Source organism: Actinomadura sp. NPDC049753, from assembly GCF_040674655.1.
Classification (GTDB): Bacteria; Actinomycetota; Actinomycetes; order Streptosporangiales; family Streptosporangiaceae; genus Spirillospora; species Spirillospora verrucosospora.
On record NZ_JBFARL010000293.1, the window covers coordinates 1 to 7,507 of the forward strand.

Sequence of the window (7,507 nt, forward strand, 5' to 3'; positions counted from 1 at the left end):
GGCGAGTTGGTATCCCTTGTAGGTGGGGTCGACGCCGGTGTCTCCCGCGTAGCGGTAGCCGTGATCTCCTTGCCAGGCACCGCCGATCAGGCGAGCCGGACGACCGCCTTGGCGCGCGTGAGGACCTTCTGGTCGTTGGACCTGGCGGTGAGCGCCACGACGACCTTGTTGTCGTCGAGCTTCTCCTCCACCTTGCCGCTGATCTCCAGCGTCGCGCCGCCCTCGTCCGGGACCACGACCGGAGAGGAGAACCGTACCCCGTAGTCCACGACGGCGCCCGGGTCGCCGGCCCAGTCGGTGACGAACCGGCCGCCCTGCGCCATCGTGTACATGCCGTGCGCGATCACGTCCGGGAGGCCGACCGCCTTGGCGACGCTCTCGCGCCAGTGGATCGGGTTGAAGTCGCCGGACGCGCCCGCGTACATGACGAGGTTGGCGCGGTCGACGGCGTAGGTCTGCTTGGGGATCTCGGTGCCGACCTCGACGTCGGCGTAGTTCACCTTGGCGGTCATCAGGCACCCCGCTCCACGATCGTGTTGTAGGACTTGCAGACCGGCTCGCCCTCGACGGTCGCGATCTCGGTCTCCACGACCATCTTCTCGTTGTTGCCGATCGACCTGATCTCGGTGATCGTCGAGGTGCAGGTGATGACGTCCCCGGCGCGCAGCGGGCGGGTGTACTCGAAGCGCTGCTCGCCGTGCACGACCATCGCGTAGTTGAGGCCGAGGTCGGGGTCGGCGAGCCCGGGGTTGCCGAGGGAGACCACGATCGGGAAGGTGGGCGGCGCGATGACGTCGGGGTACCCGGCCGCCTTGGCCGCCTCGCGGTCGCGGTAGACGGGGTTGCGGTCGCCGATCGCGTCCGCGAACTCGCGGATCTTCACCCGGCTGACCTCGTAGGGCTCGCTGGGCGGGAAGCTCCGCCCGATGAAATCACGGTTGAGTGCCATGCAGTCCGTTCCCTCCAGATGGACCAGGGCCCCGCGGACTCGCCGGCCGCACCGCAACGCCGGCCGGGGCGCCCGGGCGCCTTCTGAGCGCGCTGGTTCCGCCTCTCCGGACGGACGGTAACAGAACGGCATTCTCACCGTCCGCGCGGGTCTCACCGCCAGAACGGACAGGCCGTGACCGTCTGGACGGCCTTGGAGCAAACGGCCTGTGGAGGAGCGACAGACTGCAGGCTTCGGCGGCTCCCAACAGGGAGGCGGAGGCGAAAGAGTCGGCGCATACGTGAAACTCCCGGTCGAGCAGCGAGAAGCTGCCCGACCGGGAGTCCAGTGACGCTCAGGGATCCCGCCTGGAGAGCGGGACCCTTACTTCACGCCGCCTCCTAGGAGACGGTGTGCTCGGGCATGAGGTCCATGACCTCGCCCACCGTGTCCACGACCTGGATCAGGTCGGGGTCCCCCGGGGAGATTTTGCCGCTGGGCAGCATCGTCCCCCGGCCGAAGTGGTCCAGGTCCTTCCAGTACTTCCGGCCGACCAGCACGATGGGCTGCGGGTCGATCGTCTGGGTCTGGACGAGGGTGAGCACCTCGTACAGCTCGTCGAGGCTGCCGTTGCCACCCGGTGCCACCACGAGCGCCTTCGTCTTCTTGGTGAGCAGCACCTTGCGGGTGAAGAAGAACTCGCACAGGAACTTGACGGTGAGGTACGGGTTGAACTGCTGCTCGTTGGGGAGGACGATGCCCACCCCGACCGACACCCCGCCGTTCTCGTAGGCGCCCTTGTTAGCGGCCTCCATGGCGCCGGGACCGCCGCCGGTGTACACCGCGAAGCCGGCTGCGGCCAGCGCGGCGCCTAGTTCGACGCCGAGCTCGTACTCTTCCGTGCCGGGCTTCGTGCGGGCGCTGCCGCACACCCAGACCCCCGAGTCGATGCCGTTGAGGACCCGGTGGCCATTGCTGAGCTCGATCAGCGTCCGAAGGGCCATGGGCGAGACGGGCTCGCCCAGCGCCAGCTCGACCAGCGCCTGAAGGCTCTGGGGCGAGACGGGTCCTCCCAGTGCCAGCTCGGCGACCACTGAGGCGGGCAGGTCTATGCCGCGTCCCTCCGAACCGGAGGAACAATTCGGTTCTGTCATGTTGGTTCTCCGTTGAACCCGCCTTACGCCGTCCTAGACGGTCGCAAGGGCACCCCGGATCTCGGGATGCGATGTTGATCGTCCGCTGGTTCCGGCCGGCCGCAACCTCCCTGGGCGGACGAGTTCTCGGCGGGCGATGACCTGTGTGCGCACCGCTCTGATCGGTCTGCGCACCGCGACGACAGCGCCGCCCACCAGGCGCTCTGCGCCCATTGCCAGGAGCCACCGAGCCTGGACTGTCCAACCTGCGGCATAGTGCCGCGCCAAATATCCGACAAACAAGAACAAAAAGGAGTGAAGCAGCCATGAGCGCTGCCAAAAATAGCCCGCTCAAAAGGTGTGACGGTCATTCCGTCGGCGTCATCATCACCGCCCCTGAGCTGGGTGTCCTGATCGGCGACATCTCCGACGGCCGGGGCGCGTCCGGTGTTGGCGGGCACGTCTTCGACGCGTTCGGCAGCTACGACGCGGCCGCCCGCGGGGAGGTCTGGGAGGAGACGGGCCTGATCGTCACCTCACTGCTACCGCTGTTCGAGGAGCCGATGTGGCGCCTCAACCCCTGCAAGCGTGGGGACGGCCCGGAGGGCCCCGGCCACTTCTGGCAGCTGTACCTCGCCGAAGTGGAGGGGATCCTCACCCCTGACGAGAAGTCGTTCCGGAACCTGCGGTGGGTCTCCGAGGCCCAGTTGCAGGAACTGGCCGAGCGCACCCTCTGCTACGCCAGGGGTGAGATCACCCGCGAGGAGTGGGAGGCGAGTCCCGGCCTCACGTTCTCGTGGGTCCTGTGGTTCGTCCTGGCCGGCATGATCGAGATGGCCGAGGCGGAACTACAGGAGATCGAGGACGCGATGCTCAACGACACGAGCAACCGTCCGTGATACCCGCCCGGGGACCGGTCGGCAGCCACGCTGCCGGCCGGTCCCCGGGACCTGCGTTTCGGACGGACGGCGCCAGAACGACGTTCAGCCCGCCCTCGCAGATCTCTCTGCGAGAACGGGCTGATGCGTGTCAGTGGCAAGCGTGCGAAGAAGTCTGCGCTGCGGGGCGGACTCGCACCGTGGCCGGGGCTCCCGGGTGCGGACCGTGGGTCCGTGACCGGCGGGTGTCCCGATGCGGACGGTGGGTCCTGGCCCTGCGGCAGGGCAGTACTTCTCCGTCCGGGACCTCGGTTAGCGGGTCTCCTTGTGCGGACGGTGCGTCCGGCAGTTGGGGCAGTACTTCTTGATCTCCAGGCGGTCCGGGTCGTTGCGCCGGTTCTTCCGCGTGATGTAGTTGCGGTGCTTGCACTCCTGGCAGGCCAGCGTGATCTTCGGCCGGACGTCGGTGGCAGCCACGATGGAGTGCCTTTCTGAGCTAGGGACATGGACTTTCGGACCTCGGCCGTCCCCGGGGGACGGCCGGCGATTCGACCCAGCCTGCTCACCCCCGTCGGGGGGTGAGAGACCTGGGTAGTAGCGAGGGCCGGACTTGAACCGGCGACACAGCGATTATGAGCCGCTTGCTCTGCCTGACTGAGCTACCCCGCCGTGATGGTCGGTGTGGACCGGATTGCCAGGATACCGGATGCTCACCGAGCCCTGGGAACACGAGAACCCGGACGATGATCGGGGAACCGGTTCCGCGGGCTCCGCGGGACCGTCTGCAGAATACCGGGTGCGCCGGTGAGCTGCGAAACGTCCTGCTGGAACCGGTGGGACGGTACCACAGGCACAGGTATGGAGCGAATCAGGGCGCTCGGCGCCGCGGGGGCGGCGGCCGCTCCCCGGTACGACGAAGGCCGCCGTCCGGAGTGCGGATGGCGGCCGGTGTGCCGTGAGCCCCTTTACGGAATCGAACCGTAGACCTTCTCCTTACCATGGAGACGCTCTGCCGACTGAGCTAAAGGGGCCTGCGTCGTTCGCGCAGTGAAACCATACACGGCCTGGGCGCGTGGTGCGAACCGGATTCCCGCGCCGCTGTCCGCGCTGGTCAGCGCAGCAGGTCGCGGGCGATGACGAGCTGCTGGATCTGGCTCGTCCCCTCGTAGATGCGGAAGAGCCGGACGTCGCGGTAGAAGCGCTCGACGGCGACGCCGCGCATGTAGCCCATGCCCCCGTAGACCTGGACGGCGCGGTCGGCGACCCGTCCGACCATCTCCGAGCAGTAGTACTTGGCGCAGGACGGGCCGAGCTTGGTGTCCTCGCCGGCGTCGTAGGCGCGGGCCGCCTCCAGGACCATCGAGCGTCCGGCGTACAGCTCGGTCTGGGAGTCGGCGATGAGCCCTTGGACGAGCTGGTACTCGCCGATCGCCCTGCCGCCCTGGCTGCGCTCCTTGGCGTAGGCGACGGTCTCGTCCAGGATCCTCTGGGCGAGACCCACGCAGACGGCGGCGATGCTGACCCGGCCATGGGCGAGTGACGCCATCGCGGTGCGGAAACCCGTCCCCTCCGTCCCCACCATGGCGTCGGCGGGGACGCGCACGCCGTCGAAGAAGACCTCGGCCGTGTGGGCGCCGCGCTGGCCCATCTTCTCGTCGGACGGGCCGACGCGCAGGCCGTCCGAGCCCTTCTCGACGAGGAAGGTGGAGATGCCGCGGGAGCCGGGGCCGCCCGTCCTGGCGAAGACCATGAAGACGTCGGCCTCGGGCGCGTTGGTGATGAACCGCTTGGCGCCGTCGAGGACGTAGTCGTCGCCGTCCCGGACCGCGGTCGTGGTCAGCGCGCTCGGGTCGGACCCCGCCTCGGCCTCGGTCAGCGCGAACGCCCCGATGACCTCGCCGGACGCGAGCCTCGGCAGCCAGGCCTCTTTCTGCGCCACCGTCCCGGCGTTCACCAGGACCTGCCCGGCGATGCCGTTGCTGGTGCCGAACATGGAGCGGAACGCGGGGCTGGCGTAGCCGAGCTCGAAGACCAGCCGCACCTCCTCGCTGAGCGAGAGGCCGAGCCCGCCGTACTCCTCGGGCAGCGCGTACCCGAACAGGCCCATGTCGCGGGACGTGCGCCGGAGCCGCTCCGGGATCGCGTCGGTCTCCTCGATCTCCTCCTCGCACGGGACGACCTGGTCGCGGACGAAGCTGCGGACGGCCTTGAGCACGTCGGCGAAATCCTGAGGCTCCATGCGCTTCATTCTAGAATCAGATTCCAAGATGGTGGGCGGATTCCGGCCCGGCGCACCCGATATGCCAAGGTGATCGTTTATGTCGCTCCAGCCTCTCGTCGATCAGATCGTCCGGGCCGCGGTGGTCGAGGACCGCTCCTTCGGCGACCTCCTCCCGCAGCTCATGCAGGTGTTCCAGACGGCCTCCCCCGCCGAGATGACCGCCGCGATGCCCCGCCTCGCCGAGGGCGTCGCCGAGGCGCCCCCGAACCTCGGCGGGTGGCTCGCCATCGTCTCCGGCGCCTGGGTCGAGAACGGCGCCGACCCCGACCCCGTCGGCGCGCCGCTCGTCCACCGCATCTCCGAGGTCACCGCCGCCGCGCTGGCGTTCGCGAACGCGTGGGACCAGGCCGCCGGCGGCAAGCCGCCGCCGGACATGCAGGAGGAGCAGCCGTCCCAGCAGGTCTTCGACACGGTCGCGCCGCACCTCGGGGACGGCGCCGTGACCGCGATGATGTCGTGGTTCGCGCTGCCGCAGTTCACGATGGCGGGCTGCACGGTCCTGCAGATGGGGCCCTCGGTGCGGGCGGGCATCGCCGACCGCGACTTCTGCGCCTTCGCCGCCGGGCAGGCCGCCCAGTACCTCGGGCAGATGGAGCACTACCAGGCGCTGCTGCGCGTCCTGGACGGCGAGCGCCTCCTCGTCCTCGACCGCGCGAGCCGCAAGGGGTGGACGGTCACGATCGGCGGGATCGGCGACAACTTCCAGCTCCACGTCCTGCTCGCGGGCGCGCTCATCGGACGTCCCGGCGGGCTGACCGGCGACCGTCCCGCACCCGAGATCATCGCCTGCTTCCTGAACGCCGACACCCCGCCCGGGCGCCCGATCATCTCCAGCCCGTGGAACCTCGTCGACGCGCACGGCGAACCGATCTGGAACGAGGGCGTCCCGGCCGACATCCCGGTCGTGAACGGCACCCGCGTCGTCGTGATCGATCCGCCGTCCTACGAGCGCACGTTCCCCGCCGGACGGCGGTTCCCCCTCATGCCCGCCACCCTCCGCATGGAGGGCATGCACCTGCCGGAGGACCTGGACGCCTGGTGGCCGCACATCGCGGCCCCGACGCGCTGACGGTAGGGCGGCCCCGACGCGTTGACGGTAGAGCGGCCCCGACGCGTTGACGGTAGAGCGGCCCCGACGCGCTGACGGCAGGGCGGCCCGACGCGTCAGGCGGGGCGGCGGTCAGGGGTCGAAGCGCACGAAGACGGCGGTGGCGTCGTCGTACCGCTTCCCGCGGGCCGCGGTCGCCTCCGCCTCCGCTGCCCTGGTCCTCCTGACGAGTTCCCGCGGGCCCTCCTCGTCCAGGAGGCGGAGCAGGTCGCCCCACTCCATCCGGCCGAACCGCTCCACGAGCCTGGACGCGCCGTCGCTGAGCACCGCCGCCCGCCGCAGCCCCTCGACCGGCACCTCGCCGGTCAGTCCCTCGTACGCGGCCTCCGGCCTGGTGCTCGCCACCCAGAACCCGCCGGGGCTGTTGCGCGACCGCCGCACGCCCTCCAGGGTGTAGCTCGGCAGATGGTCGACCCGGTCGTCCCGGAAGACCCTGATCTCGCCGACGTCCACCACGATCGGCGAGTCGGCGAGGACGTACCACTCCACGGCCTCGCCGCGGCGGCGCAGCAGCGACACGGTCGCGGACGGGCTGTCCGGATTGCCCAGGTCGCACGTCTCGGTGTGCGCCTCCCCGGTCACCTTGATCGCCTCGGCGACCAGGTCGGGCAGCGGCTTGCCGTCCTCCAGCGCCAGCAGCGCCGCGATATGCCCGCCGAGCCTGCGCACCAGCCACGCCGGGTCGTGCCGGCAGCCGCTGTCCACTCCCTGCGGGGCCGTCGCGCCGTCCAGCAGCACCACCCAGCCGGGGCCGGCCGCCACGAAGTCCTCGTTCTCCCGTCCCGGCGTCGCCACACTCACATAACTCACCTGCACGGATGCAGGTCTACCCGCTGGCTCGCCCCTTGGGGAGCCCCTAGACCAATTCCCTCATCCCGCGTTCCCCCGCCCTGCCCGGTGTGGTGGCCCTAGGACGTGTCCGGTGGATCATGTGTTGATCCAGAGCAGAGCGGTGACCAGGACGATCGCTGCCCGGTAGTTGCGGGCGAGTTTGTCGAACCGGGTGGCGATGCCGCGCCATTGCTTGAGGCGGCCGATGCAGCGTTCGACCACGTTGCGGCGTTTGTAGAGGCCTGGGTCGAAGACCGGTGGGCGCCCGCCGCGTGAGCCCCCGCGGGGGCGGCCCGGCGGGGGGGGGGCGCGGTTGCGGGGGGTGGGCGCGCACCCGCGGCCCCGCCC

The 7,507-nt window shown here is 70.0% G+C and carries 9 protein-coding genes and 2 tRNA genes; 2 read left to right on the forward strand and 9 right to left on the reverse strand.

Going from position 1 to position 7,507, the window contains the following annotated elements; genetic code table 11:
- Positions 1-86: 86 nt before the first annotated feature.
- The 3 genes from AB0K37_RS38785 to AB0K37_RS38795 form a co-directional block, all read right to left on the reverse strand.
- Positions 87-512, reverse strand: coding sequence for a MaoC family dehydratase (locus tag AB0K37_RS38785; protein WP_363990288.1), 426 nt, complete (start codon positions 510-512; stop codon positions 87-89).
- The gene (locus tag AB0K37_RS38790; RefSeq protein WP_089315429.1) at positions 512-949 is read right to left on the reverse strand and encodes a MaoC family dehydratase N-terminal domain-containing protein; all 438 of its coding nucleotides are present in this window, start codon (positions 947-949) and stop codon (positions 512-514) included. The genes AB0K37_RS38785 and AB0K37_RS38790 overlap by 1 nt, the downstream gene beginning before the upstream one ends.
- 380 nt (positions 950-1,329) lie before the next feature.
- Entirely contained in the window at positions 1,330-2,082 is a 753-nt protein-coding gene (locus AB0K37_RS38795) for a TIGR00730 family Rossman fold protein (RefSeq protein WP_363990291.1), read from the reverse strand.
- Positions 2,083-2,387: 305 nt separating this feature from the next.
- Between AB0K37_RS38795 and AB0K37_RS38800 the strand changes: the two genes are divergently transcribed.
- On the forward strand, positions 2,388-2,960 hold the full coding sequence (locus AB0K37_RS38800) for an NUDIX hydrolase (protein WP_363990294.1): 573 nt from the start codon (positions 2,388-2,390) through the stop codon (positions 2,958-2,960).
- Between the two features lie 291 nt (positions 2,961-3,251).
- On the opposite strand, the gene rpmG is transcribed toward AB0K37_RS38800, so the two are convergent.
- The 4 genes from rpmG to AB0K37_RS38820 all read right to left on the reverse strand — a co-directional run bounded on the left by rpmG (position 3,252) and on the right by AB0K37_RS38820 (position 5,178).
- Positions 3,252-3,416, reverse strand: a complete 165-nt coding sequence (gene rpmG, locus AB0K37_RS38805) for a 50S ribosomal protein L33 (protein ID WP_067466611.1) — start codon at positions 3,414-3,416, stop codon at positions 3,252-3,254.
- A gap of 118 nt (positions 3,417-3,534) precedes the next feature.
- Positions 3,535-3,608 (reverse strand) — tRNA-Met (locus tag AB0K37_RS38810).
- Between the two features lie 289 nt (positions 3,609-3,897).
- Positions 3,898-3,970: transfer RNA gene (locus AB0K37_RS38815), tRNA-Thr, on the reverse strand.
- An 80-nt stretch (positions 3,971-4,050) separates the two neighbouring features.
- A complete protein-coding gene (locus AB0K37_RS38820; protein WP_363990297.1) occupies positions 4,051-5,178 on the reverse strand; it encodes an acyl-CoA dehydrogenase family protein in 1,128 nt (375 codons plus the stop codon).
- Positions 5,179-5,257: 79 nt separating this feature from the next.
- Here AB0K37_RS38820 and AB0K37_RS38825 point away from each other — a divergent pair, with 79 nt between their 5' ends.
- Positions 5,258-6,289, forward strand: a complete 1,032-nt coding sequence (locus AB0K37_RS38825) for a hypothetical protein (RefSeq protein ID WP_363990300.1) — start codon at positions 5,258-5,260, stop codon at positions 6,287-6,289.
- Positions 6,290-6,400: 111 nt separating this feature from the next.
- On the opposite strand, the gene AB0K37_RS38830 is transcribed toward AB0K37_RS38825, so the two are convergent.
- Both AB0K37_RS38830 and AB0K37_RS38835 read right to left on the reverse strand, forming a co-directional pair.
- A complete protein-coding gene (locus tag AB0K37_RS38830; RefSeq protein WP_363990303.1) occupies positions 6,401-7,129 on the reverse strand; it encodes a hypothetical protein in 729 nt (242 codons plus the stop codon).
- Between the two features lie 126 nt (positions 7,130-7,255).
- The coding region (locus AB0K37_RS38835; RefSeq protein ID WP_363990306.1) for a transposase at positions 7,256-7,507 on the reverse strand (252 nt) is incomplete at its 5' end.